The 20320-nt window shown below is 39.1% G+C and carries 22 protein-coding genes; 13 read left to right on the plus strand and 9 right to left on the minus strand.

Going from position 1 to position 20320, the window contains the following annotated elements:
* Positions 1-60 precede the first annotated feature (60 nt).
* Positions 61-894 carry a glycosyltransferase family 2 protein gene (locus M3P19_RS01950; RefSeq protein WP_249655934.1) on the plus strand — a complete coding sequence of 278 codons (834 nt, stop codon included), beginning with the start codon at positions 61-63 and terminating at the stop codon, positions 892-894.
* Here the strand turns inward: M3P19_RS01950 and M3P19_RS01955 are convergent.
* Positions 876-1679 carry a glycosyltransferase family 2 protein gene (locus tag M3P19_RS01955; protein ID WP_249655935.1) on the minus strand — a complete coding sequence of 268 codons (804 nt, stop codon included), beginning with the start codon at positions 1677-1679 and terminating at the stop codon, positions 876-878. The genes M3P19_RS01950 and M3P19_RS01955 overlap by 19 nt on opposite strands.
* Positions 1680-1955: 276 nt before the next feature.
* Positions 1956-2771: a 2,3,4,5-tetrahydropyridine-2,6-dicarboxylate N-succinyltransferase gene (locus M3P19_RS01960; RefSeq protein ID WP_249655936.1), complete on the minus strand. Its 816-nt coding sequence runs from the start codon at positions 2769-2771 to the stop codon at positions 1956-1958.
* Between the two features lie 100 nt (positions 2772-2871).
* On the opposite strand from M3P19_RS01960, the gene ruvX reads away from it, so the two are divergent.
* Genes ruvX through M3P19_RS01975 form a run of 3 tightly spaced genes read left to right on the plus strand, consistent with a single transcriptional unit; the run spans position 2872 to position 4363 of the window.
* Positions 2872-3282 carry a Holliday junction resolvase RuvX gene (gene ruvX, locus M3P19_RS01965; protein ID WP_249655937.1) on the plus strand — a complete coding sequence of 137 codons (411 nt, stop codon included), beginning with the start codon at positions 2872-2874 and terminating at the stop codon, positions 3280-3282.
* A 3-nt stretch (positions 3283-3285) separates the two neighbouring features.
* A complete protein-coding gene (def, locus tag M3P19_RS01970; protein WP_249655938.1) occupies positions 3286-3876 on the plus strand; it encodes a peptide deformylase in 591 nt (196 codons plus the stop codon).
* A 52-nt stretch (positions 3877-3928) separates the two neighbouring features.
* Entirely contained in the window at positions 3929-4363 is a 435-nt protein-coding gene (locus M3P19_RS01975) for a DUF5606 family protein (RefSeq protein WP_249655939.1), read from the plus strand.
* Between the two features lie 2 nt (positions 4364-4365).
* Here M3P19_RS01975 and M3P19_RS01980 read toward each other — a convergent pair whose 3' ends face one another.
* On the minus strand, positions 4366-5943 hold the full coding sequence (locus M3P19_RS01980) for a beta-N-acetylhexosaminidase (RefSeq protein ID WP_249655940.1): 1578 nt from the start codon (positions 5941-5943) through the stop codon (positions 4366-4368).
* Positions 5944-5945: 2 nt separating this feature from the next.
* Complete coding sequence (locus M3P19_RS01985) at positions 5946-6617, minus strand: GDSL-type esterase/lipase family protein (RefSeq protein ID WP_249655941.1); 672 nt, start codon at positions 6615-6617, stop codon at positions 5946-5948.
* A 104-nt stretch (positions 6618-6721) separates the two neighbouring features.
* On the opposite strand from M3P19_RS01985, the gene mazG reads away from it, so the two are divergent.
* From mazG to M3P19_RS02015, 6 genes are all read left to right on the plus strand, one after another.
* A complete protein-coding gene (gene mazG / locus M3P19_RS01990) occupies positions 6722-7495 on the plus strand; it encodes a nucleoside triphosphate pyrophosphohydrolase (RefSeq protein WP_249655942.1) in 774 nt (257 codons plus the stop codon).
* Positions 7496-7564: 69 nt separating this feature from the next.
* Positions 7565-9136 (plus strand): sulfatase family protein, encoded by a 1572-nt coding sequence (locus M3P19_RS01995; protein ID WP_249655943.1) that lies wholly within the window; start codon positions 7565-7567, stop codon positions 9134-9136.
* Between the two features lie 73 nt (positions 9137-9209).
* Entirely contained in the window at positions 9210-10580 is a 1371-nt protein-coding gene (locus M3P19_RS02000; RefSeq protein WP_249655944.1) for an MATE family efflux transporter, read from the plus strand.
* A 28-nt stretch (positions 10581-10608) separates the two neighbouring features.
* Entirely contained in the window at positions 10609-10836 is a 228-nt protein-coding gene (locus M3P19_RS02005) for a hypothetical protein (RefSeq protein ID WP_249655945.1), read from the plus strand.
* Positions 10837-10838: 2 nt separating this feature from the next.
* Positions 10839-11408: a phosphatase PAP2 family protein gene (locus M3P19_RS02010; protein ID WP_249655946.1), complete on the plus strand. Its 570-nt coding sequence runs from the start codon at positions 10839-10841 to the stop codon at positions 11406-11408.
* The gene (locus tag M3P19_RS02015; RefSeq protein WP_249655947.1) at positions 11405-13063 is read left to right on the plus strand and encodes an ArnT family glycosyltransferase; all 1659 of its coding nucleotides are present in this window, start codon (positions 11405-11407) and stop codon (positions 13061-13063) included. Before M3P19_RS02010 ends, M3P19_RS02015 begins: the two co-directional genes overlap by 4 nt.
* Here M3P19_RS02015 and M3P19_RS02020 read toward each other — a convergent pair.
* Genes M3P19_RS02020 through meaB form a run of 3 tightly spaced genes read right to left on the minus strand, consistent with a single transcriptional unit; the run spans position 13060 to position 15956 of the window.
* On the minus strand, positions 13060-13932 hold the full coding sequence (locus M3P19_RS02020; RefSeq protein ID WP_249655948.1) for a lysylphosphatidylglycerol synthase transmembrane domain-containing protein: 873 nt from the start codon (positions 13930-13932) through the stop codon (positions 13060-13062). The two genes, M3P19_RS02015 and M3P19_RS02020, sit on opposite strands and share 4 nt — an antisense overlap.
* Positions 13913-14875, minus strand: coding sequence for a glycosyltransferase family 2 protein (locus tag M3P19_RS02025; RefSeq protein ID WP_249655949.1), 963 nt, complete (start codon positions 14873-14875; stop codon positions 13913-13915). The genes M3P19_RS02020 and M3P19_RS02025 overlap by 20 nt, the downstream gene beginning before the upstream one ends.
* A gap of 34 nt (positions 14876-14909) precedes the next feature.
* Entirely contained in the window at positions 14910-15956 is a 1047-nt protein-coding gene (gene meaB, locus M3P19_RS02030) for a methylmalonyl Co-A mutase-associated GTPase MeaB (protein ID WP_249655950.1), read from the minus strand.
* Between the two features lie 166 nt (positions 15957-16122).
* Here meaB and M3P19_RS02035 point away from each other — a divergent pair, with 166 nt between their 5' ends.
* The 3 genes from M3P19_RS02035 to M3P19_RS02045 are packed head-to-tail and all read left to right on the plus strand — an operon-like array spanning position 16123 to position 18710.
* A complete protein-coding gene (locus tag M3P19_RS02035; protein ID WP_249655951.1) occupies positions 16123-16665 on the plus strand; it encodes an RNA polymerase sigma factor in 543 nt (180 codons plus the stop codon).
* Positions 16649-17251, plus strand: a complete 603-nt coding sequence (locus M3P19_RS02040) for a hypothetical protein (RefSeq protein ID WP_249655952.1) — start codon at positions 16649-16651, stop codon at positions 17249-17251. Before M3P19_RS02035 ends, M3P19_RS02040 begins: the two co-directional genes overlap by 17 nt.
* Positions 17223-18710 (plus strand): hypothetical protein, encoded by a 1488-nt coding sequence (locus tag M3P19_RS02045; protein WP_249655953.1) that lies wholly within the window; start codon positions 17223-17225, stop codon positions 18708-18710. Before M3P19_RS02040 ends, M3P19_RS02045 begins: the two co-directional genes overlap by 29 nt.
* 88 nt (positions 18711-18798) lie before the next feature.
* On the opposite strand, the gene msrA is transcribed toward M3P19_RS02045, so the two are convergent.
* Both msrA and M3P19_RS02055 read right to left on the minus strand, forming a co-directional pair.
* A complete protein-coding gene (gene msrA / locus M3P19_RS02050; RefSeq protein ID WP_249655954.1) occupies positions 18799-19482 on the minus strand; it encodes a peptide-methionine (S)-S-oxide reductase MsrA in 684 nt (227 codons plus the stop codon).
* Between the two features lie 73 nt (positions 19483-19555).
* Positions 19556-20239: a metal-dependent hydrolase gene (locus M3P19_RS02055; protein WP_249655955.1), complete on the minus strand. Its 684-nt coding sequence runs from the start codon at positions 20237-20239 to the stop codon at positions 19556-19558.
* Positions 20240-20320: the final 81 nt, after the last annotated feature.

A 20320-nucleotide genomic window follows, 5' to 3' on the forward strand; every position in this document is an offset into this window, starting at 1 on the left:
ATGTTCGGCATGCAAAATTAAGGATATACCATAACATTTTATATTGCTATTTTTGCCAAGATGGACCAGAATGAAATAGACATACCCAAGATATCGGTTATTGTAAGTACATATAACTCTGAAGAGTGGCTAAAAAAAGTACTCTGGGGGTTTAATTGCCAGCTTTTTAAAAAGTTCGAAGTGGTTATTGCGGATGATGGTTCTGGGCCAAAAACCAAGGAGTTATTGGAAAAAATGTCCAAAGAAGTTTTTTATCCAATAGTTCATGTTTGGCAGGAAGATGATGGATTTCAAAAATCCCGAATTCTGAATAAAGCTGTTGAAGCTTGCAGGGCGAATTACATTATCATGACGGATGGGGATTGTATTCCTAGAGAGGATTTTGTTGAGGTTCATTACATCAACAAGGAACCAGGCTATTTTATCTCAGGGGGGTATTATATGTTGCCGATGAATATTTCAAAGATGATCACTATAGATGATATCTTGCAGCAGAATTGTTTTAATATCAATTGGTTGAAGGAAAAGGGTGTTCCGAAGACCTTTAAAAATAATAAACTCACTGCCAGCGGCTTTATCTCCAAAATATTAAATACCATAACGCCAACAAATGCCAGTTGGAACGGTCATAATTCATCAGGTTGGAAACAGGATATTCTAAATGTTAATGGCTTTGATGAGCGGATGCAATATGGGGGTCAAGACCGGGAATTGGGCGAACGTCTGTTCAATTTTGGGATAAAGTCCAAACAATTGCGTTATAGTGCTGTATGTGTGCACTTAGACCACAAAAGGGGATATAAAACTCCAGAATCAATTGCGAAAAATAGGGCGATACGAAAGGAAACGCGAACTAATAAAGTGGTTTGGAGCCACTACGGCATCACCAAATAATAGGTGAGCTGATTTTTTTTCTCCAAGCGTTTCAATTCCCTATAGCGTTCCAGCACACCTAAGGCATTGAGGTAAGAAACAATGATTCCTTTTTTACCATCCAAAAAACCTAATCTCAGAACATAGTGGTTGAAAAATTTCCAAAGCGGTCTGAATACCAATAAGAAATAATTAAAGTGCTTTTCCTTATAAAATGCCTCTTTGGCCTTTAGTTGACCATATCGGAGCATTTTACCTTTATAATCCTCGTAATCCTTATAGCAATAATGTATTAATCGCTCTTTAAGAATACAGGATTTACCATCTACCTCTAGTGTTTCATGTACCAATTTTTGGTCCGTGAATTTAGCTTTGCTTTTTCGGAATAACCTGTGGTTTTTATCAGTTTGCCATCCACTGAAATTCAAGCGGGTATTTTGGAACATGAATATTCGGTAAAACCAGTAAGCTTCACAGGCGTTAGGGTCATTGATTGTTGAAACAATCTCAATTTGTAGTTTATCGCCAACCACTTCATCAGCATCCAAGAATAATATCCAATCATTGGAAGCTTGTTTTAAGGCATAGGATTTTTGAGCTGTAAAGTTTTCAAATGGATGTTGCATCACCGTTACTTTGGGGTGATTTTGTAAAAATTCATAGGTTCCATCCGTACTGTAGGAATCAACCACAAGAATTTCATCTGCAAAGGAAACGGATTCTATGCATCGCTCAATATATCCTATTTCATTGTAGGTGATAATAAGCGCGGATAGCTTTTGCTTTGGGGTGCTCAATCCAGCCATATTTATTGGTACGCGGTTTGGTGATTACAAAACTATAACAAAATTATAAGGAGAAAATTGTTTAGAATGGTAATTTTCTTACATGGATGAGATTTAACAAATCCATCAATTCCTCCCTTATTGGTTAACGATGTAGGTGGTTTTGTAAGCAAAAGATGCCAAAAGTTTAATTGGTTGCTTTGCGAGTTGATAAAAAATGAATGCTATATTGAAAATTACAATATAGATAGTTCCAAAATTCTCAAATAGCTTCAAAAGCAAAGGCGAAATTTGAAACTATACGGCAACGTCATGCTCTCGTAACGCATTGTTCAAGGAAGTTTTCTTGTCCGTACTTTCTTTTCGTTTTCCAATGATCAACGCACAAGGAACTTGATATTCACCAGCTGAAAACTTCTTGGTATAACTGCCAGGAATTACTACTGAACGCGCAGGTACCCTTCCTTTCATTTCAACAGGTTTATCACTTGTGACATCAATGATTTTTGTAGATGCGGTAAGTACCACGTTGGCGCCTAAAACGACTTCTTTTTCAACACGCACGCCTTCAACAACGATGCAGCGTGAACCAATAAATGCATTATCCTCAATGATTACAGGGGCTGCTTGTAAGGGTTCCAATACCCCACCAATTCCTACACCGCCACTTAAGTGAACGTTTTTACCTATCTGGGCACAACTGCCTACTGTTGCCCAGGTATCTACCATTGTACCTTCGTCAACGTAAGCACCTATATTCACATAACTTGGCATTAATATAGTTCCGGAGGAAATATAAGCTCCATGTCTTGCAACTGCATGCGGTACAACACGAACTCCTTTTTCTTGGTATCCTTTTTTTAATGGAATCTTGTCATGATATTCAAAAATCCCAGCTTCCAGAACCTCCATTTTTTGAATCGGGAAATATAGTACAACCCCCTTTTTTACCCATTCATTGATTTGCCAACCATCAGCGGTTGGTTCGGCACAGCGCAATTCTCCAATGTTAATAAGGTCTATAACCTTACGAATTGCATTTTGAGTAGCTTCATCTTTTAACAATTCCCGGTTCTCCCAGGCTTCTTCAATTTGTGCCTTTAACTGCGTCATGGTATAGAAAATTTTGACAAAGATAGTGGGCTCCTTAGAATAATCGCAGCATATTTAATGACGTAACATTTTTAGGGTTATTTTTGCCAAAAATTAAAAATTGGCAAGACTATTGGCATTGGATTTTGGTAAGGTGCGTACCGGTATTGCGGTCACGGACGAGCTGCAATTGATTGCATCAGGACTTACCACGGTCTTAACCGATGAATTGCTGGATTTCCTGAAATCCTATTTGAAAGAGGAAAAGGTGGATGCATTTGTAGTTGGACTACCGAAACAAATGGATAATACGCCATCAGAATCCGAAGAATTGATACAAGGTTTTTTAAAAAAGTTAGTAAAACAGTTCCCTGCTATTCCCATAGAAAGGCAAGATGAGCGATTTACATCAAAAATGGCCGTTCAGTCCATGGTGGCCAGTGGTATGAAAAAGAAAAAACGACAAGATAAGGCCTTGGTGGACGAAATTAGTGCGACCCTTATTTTACAGGCATACCTTAATAGATTTTAACCTATGATTTTACCTATAATCGCTTATGGCGACCCCGTATTAAGAAAAGTAGCCAAGGCTATTGATTCTGAATACCCAAAATTAGAAACCCTGATAGCAAATATGTGGGAAACCATGTATAATGCGCATGGAGTAGGATTGGCAGCTCCTCAAATCGGATTGCCTATTCGTATTTTTTTGGTAGATACATCCCCTTTTGCGGATGATGACGAATTAAGCCCAGAAGATCAAGAAGCCTTGAAGGATTTCAAAAAAGTGTTTATCAATGCTAAAATCACTGATGAGACGGGTGACGAATGGGATTTCAATGAGGGTTGCCTAAGTATTCCTGATGTACGGGAGGATGTAAAACGCAAACCAAAGTTGACCATTACGTATATGGATGAAGACTTTAAGGAACACACCGAAAGCTATGACGGGTTGCTGGCAAGGGTGATTCAACATGAGTACGATCATATTGAAGGTGTGTTGTTTACAGATAAATTATCATCGCTGAAGAAACGGTTGCTCAAAAATCGATTGGATAAAATATCCAAAGGGAAAATCAATGTTGAATACAAGATGAAATTCCCGAATATCAAAAAAGGACGTTAAAAAAAACAAGGATTGCGCTAAAAGCCTAATTTTGCGCGCATAAAAATTAAATATGGCACTGGACAAAATTTTATCAATTGCAGGCAAACCTGGACTTTATAAACTCTTAACCCAAACAAGATCTGGATTTGTTGGTGAATCCCTTTTGGATGGTAAACGAGTTACTGTTGGAATGCGAAACAATGTTAGTGTTCTTTCAGAAATAGCCATCTATACATTGGAGGAAGAAGTTCCACTTCGGGATGTATTTTCCAAGATGTTGGATAAGGAGAATGGAAAAAAGACCACCATTAGTCATAAAGCGGAAAAAATTGCTCTAGAGGAGTATTTCTTTGAAGTATTGCCAAATTATGATGAGGATCGCGTTTACGCCAGTGATATCAAGAAAATCATCCAGTGGTACAACATTCTTCTCGATAACAAAATCACTGATTTTACGACAGAAAAAGACGAGGAGGTCGAAACCCCCTCATCTGAAGAGGAGTAAATTTACTCCCAGTCTACTAGCTTGGTTGGATAGTAATTTATATTCATTCGGGAGAAGTAAGGAACCTGCTTTGCCAATCGAGTTCTATATTCTTCCCAATTCCTGCTTTCTGCTGTTGACCAGCCCATTTCAGCATAACCAATGGCCCTTGGAAATGCTAAATATTCAAGCTCGTCACTATTGCTAATGGTCTCTGACCAAAGCGGTGCCTCAATTCCCATAATGCTTTCCTCAGGTAATTCTTCCAAATACGTTTTTGGATCCCAATTGTAAGCCAGATCTACAGGAATCAAGCCTGCCCATGTAAGGCCATATTCAGAAATAGAATCGTATTTCATATCCAAATACATTCTTTCCGCAGAGGAAACGATGATTTTGGAGCCGTTATTCGCTGCTTTTAATGCATTGTGGGGTTCATTCCAAAGTTGCAGTACCGTATTTGGGCTTATTTTGGCTTGACCTATCTCATTCCAGCCAACTGCAGTTTTACCATGGTTTTGCACAATCTTTTCTACTTTTTCAACAAAATGGATATAATCTTTTTTCTTGGTCACATGACTTTCGTCCCCTCCAATATGGAAATATGGGCTTGGCGAAATTGCAGCAATCTCACGTACAACATCATCAATAAACTCATATACCTCATCTTTTCGAGTATGAAAAGAACTATAGCCCACTTGGGTATCAGTACGAACACGTGGTTTATCCGCCTTTCCACCAGCGTGAAGGAAGGGATAACTCAAGGAAGCAGCATTTGTATGGCCAGGCATATCAATTTCAGGAATGATTTCAATATGTCGCTCTGCCGCATAGGCGACTATTTCTTTATACTCTTCCTGGGTATAGAAGCCACCTGATTCGCCTCCAACTTCCGAAGCTCCACCGATTTCGGTTAGCTTAGGCCAAGATTTAATTTCTATTCTCCAGCCTTGGTCATCAGAGAGGTGTAAATGCAAGGCATTGTATTTATAATAGGCTAAGATGTCCAGGTATTTTTTCACCTCATCCACGGTAAAAAAGTGCCTTGCCACATCTAACATGGACGCACGGTATGCATATCTGGGCGCATCCATTATTTTTCCTGTTGGTACCAACCACAGCGGATGGTCTGTTAAGGTATCGTTTGATTGTTCTGGTATAAGTTGCCTAAGCGTCTGTATACCTCTAAAAGCGCCGGCCGCTGTCTTGGCGTTAATGTAAATAGAATCCTTTTTTACATAAAGTTGATAGGCCTCTGGAGTCTTCAAGTCATCGCTGTCTGATTGGTTAATATAGACAATGCGGTCAACCGAACCAGCTTCACTTGTGGTATTTACGTTAACCGTTAATCCGGTCTTCCCTTTAATTTTATTGGCTAAAAATTCACCCACTGCATGAAATTCCGGGTTAGCTTGACTTGTGTAGATTACCGTACTGGAGTCCAAGGCGTAGGCAGAATGAGTTGCAACGGTTTCCACTGGTTTTGGTATCAAGGCAACCTGTGCCATATCCGTTTTAGGAAGATTGATTTCCTTTTTTTGTGATTGACATGCCGCTAAACTTATAACAGCAATAAAAATCCATGCAACTCGTGATATCATGATTAAAGGGTATTGTTTACGTATTCTTTAAGTGCTTCTTGCCAAAGATCATAACCTTTGGAATTCATATGTAACCCATCTTCGATGAATAGGTCTCGCTTTAACTTTCGTTTATTGAGCATCGTGGTCCAAACATCAGCATAGCGAACACCTGTCGTTCGTGACGCCAATTTGCTCAATCTTTTATTAAAGCGCTTGTACTTTCTTTTTAAGTGCCATCTTGATATGCTTGGCTTGGCCGAAATAAGCACAATGTCCATGTTTGGATTTTTGGTTTGCAGAACTTCCAATATATCCTCCATTGTACCAATAATGGCCCTTGGACTTTTTTTGGAATTGATGTCATTATCTCCTTCGTAAATAAAAACTTGACTGGGATTGTAATCCAATATCAACTCGTCTAGAAAGTGTTCCAAATCTGAAGATTGGGAACCCCCAAATCCCGTGTTCAATATTTGGGTTTCAGGAAATCGTTCCTGAAGATCATTCCACATTCGAATGCTGGAACTGCCTGTAAAAACAATTGTTTCTTTGGAATTGTCCCAAGTTTTCTGGATGTTTTCCTGAATTTCTTTTACCTCTCCTGCAAATGGCAAATCCGTTTGTCCAAAAAGTGGAAAAATTGCGAAAAACGTTAATGCAAGTAAAGAGCGGATTTTCATCTTGTATTTCATAATGACTGAACTAATTGATAGTTAATTTTAAGCTTGTCTAAAATTACCGAAAATCCAGCCTCTCTAAATGTATGGTCTTTGTACTTTTAGATAAAATTTTATAGATGAATGCAAGATCTGAGCAGCTAAAGGCCATTGATAGACTGCTAACCATCATGGACGAGCTTAGGGCAGGTTGCCCATGGGATAAAAAGCAGACAATGCAATCCCTGAGGCATTTGACCATAGAGGAAACCTATGAATTAGGTGATGCCATTTTGGATAATGATTTGGAGGAAGTGAAAAAGGAACTTGGGGATTTGTTGCTTCACATAATATTCTATGCTAAAATTGGCTCCGAAACCCAGGATTTTGATATTGCCGATGTGGCCAATGGGATATGCGAGAAATTAATAAATAGACACCCACATATTTATGGAGATGTTGATGTTAAGGATGAGGAAGAAGTAAAACAAAACTGGGAAAACATCAAATTAAAAGAAGGCAAGAAAAGTGTTTTGGAAGGAGTGCCAAACAGTTTACCAGCATTGGTTAAGGCCAATAGAATCCAAGAAAAAGTAGCAGGGGTTGGCTTCGATTGGGAACAACCAGAACAGGTGTTTGAAAAGGTGCAGGAAGAATTGGGTGAGTTGCAGGAGGAACTTAAACAAGGCAATGCTGACCGATTGGAATCTGAATTTGGCGATGTTTTGTTTTCAATGATCAATTACGCCCGTTTTTTGGACATCAACCCTGAAAATGCACTTGAAAGAACCAATAAAAAGTTCATCAAACGGTTCCAATATCTAGAACAAAAAGCAAAAGGACTGGGCAAAAGCCTCAAGGATATGTCATTGGCAGAAATGGACGTTTTTTGGGAAGAAGCCAAGAAAGCATAGCCTTTTTGAGGTAAAGGGAATTGATAAAAATGAGTAGTTTTATCATTCACCAACCCTAAAACCACACCAATGAAAGTTACCTCCGCTTCTAAATTGCTTGCATTTCTGTTGCTAATAATAACCTTTGTTTCGTGCGCAGAAAAGCTGGAGCAACAAGAGGAACCTCCTAACATCTTGTTTATTCTCTCAGATGATCATACCTCCCAAGCTTGGGGACTCTATGGTGGAATTTTGGAGGATTATGTACACAATACCAATATTAAAAGATTGGCAAATGAGGGTGCGGTGCTGAATAACGCCTTTTGCACAAATTCCATTTGCACACCAAGTAGAGGTAGCATTTTAACCGGTCAATACAGTCATGTAAATCAGGTGTATACCTTAAGTGAACCCCTTCCTAAGGGTCATCCAAACATTGCCAAGACACTTTCTGGACAGGGGTATCAAACCGCAGTAATCGGAAAGTGGCATTTAGTGGGTAAGCCAGAAGGTTTCGATTATTTTAATGTGTTACCAGGACAAGGTCTGTATTGGGACCCAATACTAAAAACAGATGCAGATTGGGTAGATGGATACGACAGTTCTAAAGGCACGGTTCATAAAGGTTTTTCAACGGATGTGATCACGGATTTAACCATATCCCACCTAGAAAAAAGAGATAAAGAAAAGCCCTTTCTAATGTTCTGTAATTTCAAGGCTACACATGAACCTTTTGAGTATCCTGAACGATTTGCGCATTTATACGAAGATGAGGAAATAGTAGAACCTAAATCCCTCTACGATTTTGGAAAGGAAACCACGGGAAGGACTTTTGGTGGCCAAATTTTGGAAAGATTGGCCGCACGATGGGACGAGGCTACCAAAAACCCGGAAGAATTTTGGACCGACTACCCTGGATTGCCTTATCCCTTGGACGGCTTGGATAGTATCCAAAAACGAAAAAAAATCTATCAAAAATTGGTCAAGGATTTTATGCGTTGTGGCGCGGCGATAGATGATAATATTGGAAAATTATTGGATTGGCTTGAAAGTGAAGGAATAGCTGATAATACCATTGTGGTTTACACGGCAGATCAAGGTTATTTTTTAGGAGAACATGGCTTTTTTGACAAAAGGTTGATTTATGAAGAATCCTTGCGCATGCCCTTTGTAATTCGCTATCCAAAGAAAATAAAGGGAGGTCAACGTATTGATGATATTATCTTGAATATCGATTTTGCACCCTTGATTGCAGATTATGCTGGAATTGAAAAACCTGCTTATATGCAAGGGGAGAGCTTTAGGGAAATCCTGGAAGGTAACTCCGATGGGAATTGGAGAAAACAAATGTATTACCGGTATTGGTTACATCATCCGCATAGACCCGCACATTTTGGAATTCGTAACCATAGATATAAGTTAGCCTTGTTTTACGGACAGGCTCTTGGAAAAAAAGGCACATCCAAAGACAGTACAGCGCCACAATGGGAGTTTTATGATCTAGAGGAAGACCCAAAAGAACTTCACAATGCCATTGCCGATGAAAAATACGCCGAGATTATTTCCGAGATGAAAGTAGAGCTGATAAAAGAGCGAACTAAATATGGGGATTTGGATGAGGAATACCCCGCAATGCAAGAAATTCTGCAATCTTCTTTCTAGTTGATATTTTAGTGATTTTAGGTTCGTTTAAGGATTACGGAAACAGTATCTTTGGCGGTCTAAATCCAATAGCTTGTTTTCTAATTACACTAAAGAATTTGTGTACAACCTAAGGTTGGCCTACCCTGTTATTCTGGGTATGCTGGGTCACACCTTTGTGGCATTCGCAGATAACATCATGGTTGGCCAATTGGGAACAGCTGAATTGGCAGCCGTTTCTTTGGGAAACAGCTTTGTTTTTATCGCCATGTCCTTGGGTATTGGATTTTCTACGGCTATAACTCCGTTAGTTGCTGAGGCGGATGGTGCAGGGGATAAAAAAGCAGGTAAAAGTGCATTAAAGCACGGTTTAGTGTTATGCACGCTTCTTGGTTTCTCGCTTTTCGGTATTATTTTACTCTGCAAGCCTTTTTTACACTACATGAAACAGCCCGTGGAAGTGGTGGAATTGGCAATGCCCTATTTGGATTTGGTGGCCTTTTCTTTAGTGCCCTTAATCATATTTCAAGCGTTCAAACAATTTTCGGAAGGACTTTCACAAACCAAGTACCCAATGTATGCAACCGTACTGGCCAATGTCATCAATATTGTTATCAATTACTTATTGATTTTTGGCTCCTTCGGTTTTCCTAAACTTGGTATAGTTGGTGCTGCAATTGGTACATTGACTTCACGTTTCATAATGGTTGGTTATATCTGGTTTTTGTTGAAGCGTAAAGAGAAATTCCAGTTTTATGTCACCAATTTCAATTTCAAGGCGATAGAACGGAAAATCATCAATAAAATCATAAGCTTAGGTTTTCCCTCTGCGCTACAAATGTTCTTTGAGGTGGCCATATTTACAGCTGCCATTTGGTTGAGTGGGGTTCTGGGTAAAAATGCACAAGCGGCAAATCAGATCGCATTGAACTTAAGCAGTATGACGTTCATGGTGGGTATGGGATTGAGTGTAGCTGCTATGGTCAGGGTTGGAAACCAGAAAGGACTTCAGAATTTTCAAGAATTGAGGCGTATAGCACAGTCCATCTTCTTTTTGACTTTACTTTTGGAGGTAGTTTTTGCCGCCTTATTCTTGTTGGGTAGACATTGGTTGCCCACAATCTACTTGGATGTGGATGACGTAGTCAATCAAATGGACAATACAGAGGTAATTATAATTGCAGCAAAACTATTGCTGGTGGCTGCGTTTTTCCAAATTTCGGATGGTATCCAGGTGGTGGTATTAGGAGCGTTAAGGGGCTTGCAAGATGTGAAGATTCCAACCTTGATTACCTTTATTGCTTATTGGTTGATTGGCTTTCCAGTATCCTACTATTTTGGCTTGTTTTCAGAGTTGAAGAGTACAGGAATCTGGTTGGGGCTATTACTTGGACTTACGGCATCTGCAGTAATGTTGTATATTCGATTTAACTATCTAACCAAAAAACTGATACATACCAATTGATGGCCTCACCATCAAAGAAACCTTGAACATGGAACTACCAAAATTTCTATTGGGGGATAACACTGATTACCCAACTTCAATTTTCATTGTACACACGGAGTATCCGCGATTTATCATCAATTTGGAAAATGATGAAGTGGAATGGTTGGAAGAATTCTCAAAGGAAGATGAAGCCGAACTGGCTTCTGAAGCTGAAAGTTTAATTGAAGCCGCTACTGCTTTCTACGATAGGGAAGTGGCCCGATATGACAACTGATCATGTTGGAAGAAATTATAAACATTGACCATGAACTCTTCTTGTACCTGAACGGATTGGGTACGGAAACATGGGATGGATTTTGGATGTTCATGACCAAGACCAGAAATTCATTTCCACTATATGTTTTGTTGCTATATCTAGTTGGAAAAAACTTTAAAACAAAGCACATTATTATAGTTCTTGTGGCTATTGGTCTGTTGATTACATGTACCGACCAATTATCCAATTTTTTCAAATATGGTATTGGTCGTTTGCGACCTTGCCATGATCCTGAAATCAGTGGTATGATGCGATTGGTTAAAAGCTATTGTGGCGGAAAGTTCAGTTACTTTTCGGCCCATGCAGCCAATTCATTTGCACCTGCCACTTTCTTTGCCTTATTGTTTAAGGAAAAAGTACGGTTTATTGGAATTTTCCTTTTTATCTGGGCATTTATTGTAGCCTACAGTAGAATTTATATTGGGGTGCATTTTCCGTTGGATGTGATTAGTGGTGCCGCAATTGGAGCATTCTTTGGATGGGTCTTTTACAGGTTGTCTATATTTGCTTTCCAAAAGATTAGTCCATGATTTCTAAGCTTCGCTATTGGTTTTTGATAGCCCTGGTGGTTATTGTTTATATAGCTGGACTGTTTGTAACACTTTTTGAAAATGATTCTGCACAATTTGCCGTAATGGCAATGCGGATGGTTCAGGAAAATGATTTTTTCACCTTGATCAAAGGCACTGAAGAATACCTGGATAAACCACACATGCATTATTGGTTGGCGGCATTTTCCTATAAAATATTCGGCATACACGATTGGGCGTACCGTATTCCCGGAATATTGATGCTCTTTTTGGGTGCCTATGGTTGTTATGGCTTAGGAAAGCTATTATACAACAAGGATGTTGGAAAGTTGTCAGCTTTGATTTTCCTAACCGCTCAAACCATTGTTTTATCAGGAATTGATGTAAGAACCGATGCGGTTTTGACTGGATTTGCAATCTGTGCTATCTGGCAATTGGCAACGTATATTGAAAAAGGCGGGTTGAAAAACATACTATTTGGTGCTTTTTTTGCAGGCATGGCCTTTTCCACAAAAGGGCAGATAGCATTGGTGGTGATTGGATTTTCCTTGTTATGTCATCTGGCCTATACCCGCAAATGGGAACGTCTGCTCAATTGGCGAGTTATTTTGGCCCTAATGGTTTTTGGATTGACCATTGCACCTATGTTGTATGCATATTATTTACAATTTGATTTACATCCAGAAAAAGTTATACGGGGAAGAGATCATAGAAGCGGCATCTTTTTTATTTTATGGGAACAAAGTTTTGAACGAATGAGCGGTCAAGGTGTGGGCAAAAACAGCAGTGACTTCTTTTTCTTTTTCCATACATTTTTATGGGTTTTCCTTCCTTGGACAGTCCTTGCTTTAATTGCTTATTGGCAAAGAATCAAGGAATTCTGGCGGTCAAAGTTTGCTATAAGGCCCAAGGCGGAATTTTTAACTGTTGGCGGGATAACGATTTTGTTTTTCTTAATCAGTTTGGCACAATTTAAATTACCACATTATATAAATATTCTAATCCCGCTTTATGCAATATTGTCGGCAGGGTTTTTCTATAGGATTTATAAAGAGGATAACAAACGACTGATCAACGTCTTACTAGGTATTCAATATTTTATATTGAGTCTTGTTTTTGTGGGATCAGTCCTGATTTGTTTTTATGTGTTCAAGCTTAAGGAAATATATCAATATGCGCTGTTGCTACTTGCATTGGCAGGCATCGTCTATTTCTGTTTGAAACGTGAGCCACGGTATCTACGTATCATAACCTTGGGAGTGTGTGCTTCATTTTTGTTGAATGCCGTTTTGAATATGCATTTTTATCCAAGATTATTGGAGTTTCAAGGCGGGTCTACAATGACTGCGCTAGTGAAGGAAAAGGGGATTCCGGTTTCTGAAATCTATAAGATTTCTGAACGTCATACCTGGGCCATGGATTTTTATAACCAACATCCTATTAAAATTATGCCCATCACAGAATTGGAAAACCAAAAAGGTATATGGATTTATGCATCTGATTCTGAATTGGAAGCGCTGAAAAACAGTGGCTATCATTGGCATCAACACTATACGGTGGATCAATTCAGAATTACGCGACTACAGCTCAAGTTTCTTAACCCTGCAACCCGGCAAAAGAAGTTGAACAAGATGCATCTTGTACAGTTGGATTAGGATATGGTTTCCAATTCTGGTTTATTTAGCACATAGAAAATCCCGAAAAAAGAGATGAAAGCCGTAATTAGGAAAAAAATGAAGCTTATTCCTATTGAAGTACTTGCATCTAAACCTAACCATTGTGCACCATAAAGAAATGTAATTTCCCTACTGCCTATACCTCCAATGGTCAATGGAATAACAGAAACAATGGACGACACCAAGAATATGAAGAGATAAGCTATCACATCCCAAGTAATGGAGAGCGCTTGAAGGATTAATAAGATACTGATCAATTGTGTGCCCTGCACCAAAGCGGAATAACCAACGGATTTCCAAAAAACTGGCAAGGTATATTCAAAGAACTTTTTATTCAGTAGCCAAAACGTAAATACTGCCATGGGAATGGCAACAATCAGTAGCCACCGAACTTCACGGAACAGATCTTCCTTTAATACAAGGGCCAAAAGACATCCGAGAACAAAAATCAATAGCATTCCGCTTAAACGATCAAGAAGTAGAACTGCTACTACCCGTTTTGTACCTGATTTATATTTTTTTTGAATTACATACCCCTTGTAGGCATCCCCACCAATACCACCTGGAAGGAAAAGATTGTAGAACATACCTAGCAAGTATAGCTTTAGATTGCTTAGCTGGGTAATTTTTACTCCAATTTGATGAAAGTACAGATTTAGCCTAAATGCGGCGAACATCTTGGATAAACCAACTAGCAATACCGCTGCCACAAGATAAAAAAGGTTGCTGCCTTTTAAGGCTTTCGCCACATCCTGAACGTTGATTTTGGTAAATATGAAATAAATCAGTGCTGCACTGACCACAATCTTTAGGAGAGTGATGAGTTTTTTACGCAGATTTTCCGTCACCTATGGAAATTTTCTTAATTCTGTAAGGTCTTTTTTGTTGGGATTCATAGTAGGTTCGAATCAGAAGTTCCATAACAATTCCGATAGTAAACAATTGAATACCTCCTAATATGAACATCATTCCAAAAATCAGTAACGGTCTGTTACCAATATCCTCACCAAGACCTAACTTCACTATCAGCAAATAGATATTTATAAAAATACCGAGTATGATCAGCAATACACCTAAAATCCCAAACAAGTGAATTGGGCGTTGAAAATACTTTCGGATGAAAAGTAACAGCATCATGTCAGCTACCACTTTAAATACTCGCTCCAAACCATATTTGGAAACCCCAGCATGTCTAGCATGGTGTTTTACGGGCATCTGCTTGATCTGTGCCCCCTCAAGATGCGCCAAAAGGGTGATAAATCGGTGCATTTCGCCATAAAGATTTAGACCTTTGGCTATATCCTTGGTGAAGACCTTAAGCGCACAGCCATTATCCTTTATGTCCAATTTGGTTACCCTTCGTACCAGGAAGTTGGCAATTTTGGATGGAATCTTTTTAATTAGGGAGTCTTTTCTTTTTTGCCGAATCCCCGTAATAAGGTCAAACTCACCTTTAACCGCTTCGGCCAACATCATTGGAATGTCGGATGGGTCATTTTGTAAATCACCATCCATGGTAATGATATACTCTCCCTCCGCATAATCAATACCTGCGGCAAGAGCAAGACTTTGCCCATAGTTTTTCTTTAGTTCAATAAGGTGAACTTTATCATCATCCATGTCTTTGACCACCTTTCTGGTCCTATCCTTTGAAAAATCGTCCACATAAACAATTTGATAGTTGTACCCTGGAAGACTTTCATGGATTTTCTGGGTAAGAAGTACCACATTGTCTTCTTCGTTGTATAAAGGAACTACTATGGATAAAAGTGAATCGGTAACAGTGCTCATGAAATTGCGTCTAGACGCGGCAAATTTACTTCTTTTATTTAAGTTCTTGATGTATATCCATCAGTAGGGTTTTGGCGGCGAAGTAGGGTGATATTTTGTTTGCTTCGATTTCTGTGAGCAAACTTTCAATTTTGGTTTTGTAATTCTTTCGTTGGTAAAACAGGTGTTTCAATTGCTCATCCAATGTTTGCAAAAACCAGTTTTTGTTTTGAATTTTCCGATGTTGTTCAAAATGACCATTTTTTGTTGTGTGTTTTGAAAACCCTTCGATTAATTCCCAGATCTCTAGAATTCCTATGTTTTCCATTGCGGAACACCGCAAAACCTTAGGTGTCCAACCATTTTCCTTTGGCGGATATAGATGTAAGGCTCTGGTAAATTCCCGCTCGGCTAATTTTGCCTTTTCAATATTATGACCATCGGCTTTGTTTATGGCTATGGCATCTGCCATTTCCATGATGCCTCTTTTAATTCCTTGCAATTCATCTCCTGCACCAGAAAGTTTTAACAACAAGAAAAAATCAACCATGCTGTGAACTACGGTCTCACTTTGACCTACCCCTACGGTTTCAACCAAGATGACATCAAAACCTGCTGCCTCACAAAGTATAATACTTTCACGCGTCTTTCTGGCAACACCACCTAAGGAATCGCCAGATGGAGTAGGCCTAATAAAAGCGTGGGGGTCTTTTGATAAACGCTCCATTCGGGTTTTATCACCAAGAATACTCCCTTTACTCAATGTGCTAGTAGGGTCTACCGCCAAAACGGCTACTTTTTTACCTTGATTGGTCAATGTTTTGCCAAATACCTCAATAAAAGAACTTTTGCCCACCCCGGGAACTCCTGTAATACCTATTCGCACACTTTTGGTGGGTTTGGACAAGCACTTCTGAATTACCTCATTCGCCTTTTCAAAATGAATAGGATTAGAACTTTCCAATAAAGTTATTCCTTTGGCAAGCAGTGTTTTGTCGCCCGCAAATATTCCTTTGGTTAGTTCTGAAACGGACATTTCCTTTCTGCGCAGTTCTTTTATTTTGGAAACCGTATGATCAGGTGTTTTTCTTTTATTGGACAAGATTGAAGGTATTTACCACTAAGGTATAAAGTTTTACTGATGCAACCGAATACCCCAAAGGGCTTCTATTTTGTTAAAATCCCTTAAATCCGTATTATTTTGCAACGATGATATTTTTACATCGTCCTTAAGGAAAACAACTAAAACACCAAACCTTTAACGCTGCATGTTTCAGATTGAGCTCGTAGAAAAATGCAAGGATAACGACCGCAAAGCGCAAATGCAATTGTATCGGCAGTATTGCGATGGTATGTATGCCGTTGCCATGCGCTTTGTAAAGGAACCACATGATGCGGAAGATGTGGTGCAGGAATCCTTCATAAAAGCGTTTCAGCGAATTGAGCAATTTAAAGGCGAGGTAACGTTTGGCGCATGGTTAAAACGCATAGTTGTAAATAGAAGTATAGACTTTTTAAAGTCGAAACACCAAAATACCATTGCCTTGAACGAAAGTTATATGCAAGTGAGCGAGGACGATGATTGGACGGTGGATGATCATGTAAAGGTCGAAAAGGTAAAGCAAACTATTGAAGCGTTATCCGATAAATATAGATATGTAGTGCAGCTATTTCTAGTGGAGGGCTATGATCATCATGAAATTTCCCAAGTATTGGGAATTACGGAAACTGCTTCGAGAACAAGATTGCTCCGTGGTAAGGCGCAATTAAAAGATAAACTTAAAGATTTGGCATATGGCACAGGATCTTAGAAAAATGTTTGAAAAAGAGCGAAAGGAGAAAACCTTTCGAATGGACAAGGACCATGAGTTACGATTTCTCGCCCGATTGGATGCGGAATTACCTGAGCAAAATCAATCGCAAAGAAAAACGGACTATAAGTGGTTGAAAATTGCGGCAGCAGTTGTCGTTTTATTTGGTCTTGGAGTTTACTTCTTTAATGCTAGTAACCCAGATATTCCTGGGCCAAATGATCAAATTGTGGATGCCACGGATAAAAGTGGTCAGGTGCCCAGTATTTCCTTAGGGGATTTATCTCCGGATTTGAAAAAGATAGAGAGTTATTACGTGTCCAATATTAATTTGGAATTGTCCGAACTCGATTTTTCAGAAGACAATAAGGAACTCATTGACGGATATATGGAACAGCTATCAGAATTGGATAGCGAGTACAAGGCATTGAATAATGAATTGAACAGCCTAGGGCCTAATGATCAAACCATTAATGCACTTATTAAGAACCTTCAGTTAAGATTGCAGCTATTGCAAAAACTTAAGTCAAAATTAAATCAATTAAAATCATCAAAAAATGAACAGGAACAATCAGATATTATTTAGTGTACTGCTCATGGGTCTAGTGGGTTTTTCCACTATGGCCCAAGAGAAGAGAAAAACCTATAAGGAGACATTTAATGTGGGCGATGAAACGGTATTGAATATCGATACCAAACATGCCGATATCGAATTTCAAACTTGGGATAAATCCGAAGTTGAAATCACAGCCATTGTAGAACTCAAAGGAGCTACTGATGAAGAAGCTGAAACCTATTTTGAGCGGGACGCGTTTAAAATCATGGGAAATAGCAAGGAAATACAAGTGACCACAAGCGGTTCGGATTTTGGGGTGTTAGCCCCAGGTGCTCTAAGTTTTGGCGATATTGATATAGTCATTCCTGAGGCTCCCTTTGTTGAACCTTTGTTTGAGGAACTCGAAATTCCTGAACTTCCAGAGGTAATGGTAATACCAGAATTGCCACCCTTGCCACCAATTCCTTCCATAGACTTTGACTATGATGCTTACAAAAAGGATAGCGATAAATACATGAAGGAGTGGCAAAAGAAGTTTCAAAAGAATTTTGATGGCGAGTATCAAAAACAATTGGAAGAATGGAGCGAAAATATTGAGAAAATGGCAGAGGAACGCAAAGCAGAACGTGAGGCTATGTTGGAAGAAAGGGAAGCCATGATTGAAGAAAGAGAGGCCATGCGTGAAGAAGTTAAGGCGGCTAGAGAAGAGGCTAGGGAATTGATGCGCGAACAACGTAAATTAGAACGCGAGCAGCTGCAGTTGGAACGCGAGAAAGATAGAAAAACACGTGTAGTTAGTCGGTCTATACGGATCAGTAATGGGGATGATTCCAATATTTTCTATTATTCTAACGACGATGGAGAAGCCAAGGAATACAAAGTGAAAAAGAGCATTAAGATAAAAATGCCTAAATCAGTGAAATTGAAAATGAATGTGCGTCACGGTGAGGTAAAACTCTCTGCAAATACCAAAAACATTAAAGCAAGCTTGTCCCATTCAAGCTTGCTTGCTTCAATTATTGATGGCGATCATACGGAAATCCGTGCTTCGTATTCACCCGTGGTGGTCCAGCAATGGAATTATGGGCAGTTAAAGACGGACTTTTCGGATAAAGTGGATTTAAAGGAAGTGCGGGAGTTGAAATTGGATGCGGTTTCATCCCATGTGACCATAGACAAATTGATGAACAAGGTGTTTGCAACCAGTAATTTGGGTGCACTGCAAATCAATACAGTATCCAATAATTTTTCCAATATTGATATATCCGTGAAAAATGGGGAGGTGGGTTTAAATGTACCAACTGTGCCCTTTACCATCTATGTCAATGAGGCGCATTCTGAATTGGAATTACCAGATTTGTTGACCGTAGAAAGTACCGAGGACTATAATGGCAAGGTGTACAAAGGATATCACAAAAGTAAAACAGCTGATAAATCCATAACTATTAATGCCAAATACAGTGAAGTGGCTGTAAAGGAGCAGGGTTGAAGGTGACTTATCTATCCTAACCTAAATCTTATTTCCTCTTGTAGCTACACTCAATTGGCCTTAAGATTCCAATTTTTCTTCAATGGAATCAGTGGCTTTCATCTTTTAAGTACGTATTAAAATTCGCCTTGAATCGATTCAATCTAGGAATGGAGACATTTCTGATGTACGAATTGTTAGGATTTCTTCTTTCATAGTCCTGATGATACGCTTCCGCAATGTAGAATTTTTCAAAGGGTACTACTTGGGTAACAATAGGCCTACCATACACATTTGATGCTTCCAAAGCTTCCATGTACTTGGTGATGATTTCACGCTCCTTATCACTCTTGTAGAATGCAATGGAACGGTATTGTGCTCCTCTATCAGGTCCTTGTCGGTTTAATGATGTTGGGTCGTGAGAACCAAAAAACACCTGTACTAATTCCGTAAAGCTTATGACGTTTGGATCATAATATACTTCCACAGCTTCAGCATGTCCTGTTCTTCCGTAGGCAACATCCTCATAGGTGGGATTTTCTTCTGGGCCGCCTGAATACCCCGAATAAACCTCTTTTACGCCTTTTACGCTTTCATAGATAGCTTCAACACACCAAAAACATCCACTGGCAAAATAGGCCGTTTCGTATCCTTCCAAATCTTGTTTGCTCATTGGTGTCTTTTCTTCCATCTTTTCTTGGATGGAAGCTGTATTTTCCTGTACTGTACTAGTGGTCTTGGGCTTGCAGGCCGTGGAAGCAATGAATAGCATTCCAAAAAGAAGTAATCTCATAGTGTTTATTGTAATTTGATGTGTTGGTCGTTTTACGTCTGGATGCATTACGTAAAAGCTGCAAATACCAAAACTAAATGGTTAGGCTTTGGCCAATTTCCAATAAATGCAATTCCTTTCCTCTTGAATCAAAGTGCGCTCTCGCTTTCTCCTTATCCAGCTGTATTGGGGGGAATGTATCATAATGACAGCCCAAGACCTGGTTACATTCGATAAAGTCGCTGGCGACAACCGCATCTTCATAACCCATTGTAAAATTGTCTCCAATAGGCAAAACTGCCAAATCCAACTTGGGTGAAGTCATTGGAATCAATTTCATATCCATGGTAAGTGCAGTGTCTCCCGCTATGTACACTGTTTTAGAACCGCCAGTCACTATAAATCCACCAGGATTGCCACCATAAGTACCGTCGGGTAGGACACTTGAATGAATTGCATTTACGTATTTGAGGTGACCAAAATCCAATTGATGCATACCACCATGATTCATAGGGTGTCCATTGATTCCTTTTTCAGCAAACCATTGAACAATCTCATAATTGGATATCAATACAGCTGTAGGATTGTTTTTGGCAATGGTTTCAACATCCAAAACATGATCTTGATGTCCATGGGTGATCAAAATGTAATCGACCTCTAATGATTCTACATCAATTTCTGATGCCAAAGGATTTCCAGTAATGAATGGATCAACAATGATTTTTTGATTTTCTATTTCCAGTAGGAGGGATGCATGTCCCAAAAATGTAATCTTCATAGCAGTGTACTTAAAATTGATTGTAAAAGACTCTAATAGGACATGAATTTATGAAAAATTGGGTCTCGTATCAAGATTAAT

The sequence above is a fragment of the Flagellimonas spongiicola genome (assembly GCF_023502425.1).
In the GTDB taxonomy this organism is placed as follows: Bacteria; Bacteroidota; Bacteroidia; order Flavobacteriales; family Flavobacteriaceae; genus Flagellimonas; species Flagellimonas spongiicola.

Bases quoted from the DNA above. Each gene is read 5' to 3' on its own strand.
- M3P19_RS01950 (WP_249655934.1), top strand. From the start codon at position 61: ATGGACCAGAATGAAATAGACATACCCAAGATATCGGTTATTGTAAGT.
- M3P19_RS01955 (WP_249655935.1), bottom strand. From the start codon at position 1,679: ATGGCTGGATTGAGCACCCCAAAGCAAAAGCTATCCGCGCTTATTATC.
- M3P19_RS01960 (WP_249655936.1), bottom strand. From the start codon at position 2,771: ATGACGCAGTTAAAGGCACAAATTGAAGAAGCCTGGGAGAACCGGGAA.
- def (WP_249655938.1), top strand. From the start codon at position 3,286: ATGATTTTACCTATAATCGCTTATGGCGACCCCGTATTAAGAAAAGTA.
- M3P19_RS01975 (WP_249655939.1), top strand. From the start codon at position 3,929: ATGGCACTGGACAAAATTTTATCAATTGCAGGCAAACCTGGACTTTAT.
- M3P19_RS01980 (WP_249655940.1), bottom strand. From the start codon at position 5,943: ATGATATCACGAGTTGCATGGATTTTTATTGCTGTTATAAGTTTAGCG.
- M3P19_RS01985 (WP_249655941.1), bottom strand. From the start codon at position 6,617: ATGAAATACAAGATGAAAATCCGCTCTTTACTTGCATTAACGTTTTTC.
- mazG (WP_249655942.1), top strand. From the start codon at position 6,722: ATGAATGCAAGATCTGAGCAGCTAAAGGCCATTGATAGACTGCTAACC.
- M3P19_RS01995 (WP_249655943.1), top strand. From the start codon at position 7,565: ATGAAAGTTACCTCCGCTTCTAAATTGCTTGCATTTCTGTTGCTAATA.
- M3P19_RS02005 (WP_249655945.1), top strand. From the start codon at position 10,609: ATGGAACTACCAAAATTTCTATTGGGGGATAACACTGATTACCCAACT.
- M3P19_RS02010 (WP_249655946.1), top strand. From the start codon at position 10,839: ATGTTGGAAGAAATTATAAACATTGACCATGAACTCTTCTTGTACCTG.
- M3P19_RS02015 (WP_249655947.1), top strand. From the start codon at position 11,405: ATGATTTCTAAGCTTCGCTATTGGTTTTTGATAGCCCTGGTGGTTATT.
- M3P19_RS02025 (WP_249655949.1), bottom strand. From the start codon at position 14,875: ATGAGCACTGTTACCGATTCACTTTTATCCATAGTAGTTCCTTTATAC.
- M3P19_RS02035 (WP_249655951.1), top strand. From the start codon at position 16,123: ATGTTTCAGATTGAGCTCGTAGAAAAATGCAAGGATAACGACCGCAAA.
- M3P19_RS02040 (WP_249655952.1), top strand. From the start codon at position 16,649: ATGGCACAGGATCTTAGAAAAATGTTTGAAAAAGAGCGAAAGGAGAAA.
- M3P19_RS02045 (WP_249655953.1), top strand. From the start codon at position 17,223: ATGAACAGGAACAATCAGATATTATTTAGTGTACTGCTCATGGGTCTA.
- msrA (WP_249655954.1), bottom strand. From the start codon at position 19,482: ATGAGATTACTTCTTTTTGGAATGCTATTCATTGCTTCCACGGCCTGC.
- M3P19_RS02055 (WP_249655955.1), bottom strand. From the start codon at position 20,239: ATGAAGATTACATTTTTGGGACATGCATCCCTCCTACTGGAAATAGAA.